Below are 838 nucleotides of genomic sequence, written 5' to 3'. Positions count from 1 at the left end.
AATGAGGCAGCTGCCGAAGGCGGGACGGATGACTGGGGTGAAGTCGTAACAAGGTAGCCGTATCGGAAGGTGCGGCTGGATCACCTCCTTTCTAAGGAAGAAGAAGTAGAGCGAGGATGTGTTTTACTGTTGAGTTATCAAGGATAACTGAATAGACCATTTCTGGTGTCGATGCGTTTGGGGGAAACACCCGTTCCCATCCCGAACACGACGGTTAAGACCCAAGCGGCCGATGGTACTGCATTGGAGACGATGTGGGAGAGCAGGTGGACGCCAGATCAAATGGGGATGTAGCTCAGTTGGGAGAGCACCTGCCTTGCAAGCAGGGGGTCGAGAGTTCGAATCTCTTCATCTCCACTCGGAAGATAACCTTCCGGAATGGGCTTATAGCTCAGCCGGTTAGAGCGCACGCCTGATAAGCGTGAGGTCGGTGGTTCGAGTCCACTTAAGCCCATTGGCTTAACATTTTGGCCGTGAGGTTAAGTGATAAGCCTGTGATTGTACCTTGAAAACTGCATACATGTAAATTTGATTACTTAATCAAATATCCTTGATACAAACGTTAAACGTAAGATAGGAAGACATCGATTATCTGTGAAGAACAGAACAATCAATTGAGAATCAACGAACCGAATGTTCCTAACGCTATAGGAGCATTGCAAAGGTCAAGCATTAAGGGCACAGGGCGGATGCCTTGGCACTAAGAGCCGATGAAAGACGTGATAAGCTGCGAAAAGCTTCGGGGAGGAGCAAATATCCATTGATCCGGAGATCTCTGAATGGGGAAACCCGCATGAGCAGACCTCATGCATCCATACGCCAATCCATAACGTATGGA

2 tRNA genes and 3 rRNA genes are annotated in these 838 nt (G+C 48.7%); all 5 read left to right on the top strand.

Annotated features, from left to right (window positions below):
- Window positions 1–91 (top strand): 16S ribosomal RNA (locus ACTNEW_RS16300); the annotation flags it as partial.
- Window positions 92–161: 70 nt separating this feature from the next.
- Window positions 162–279: ribosomal RNA gene (gene rrf, locus ACTNEW_RS16295) — 5S ribosomal RNA — on the top strand.
- 5 nt (window positions 280–284) lie between these two features.
- Window positions 285–357 (top strand) — tRNA-Ala (locus ACTNEW_RS16290).
- 23 nt (window positions 358–380) lie between these two features.
- Window positions 381–454 (top strand) — tRNA-Ile (locus tag ACTNEW_RS16285).
- 208 nt (window positions 455–662) lie between these two features.
- Window positions 663–838, top strand: a 23S ribosomal RNA gene (locus ACTNEW_RS16280); the annotation flags it as partial.

This window comes from Blautia sp. HCP3S3_G3, from assembly GCF_052063365.1.
Taxonomy (GTDB): domain Bacteria; phylum Bacillota; class Clostridia; order Lachnospirales; family Lachnospiraceae; genus Blautia_A.
Note: the sequence above shows the minus strand (reverse complement) of the source record. Positions and strands in the feature narration are given on the sequence as shown.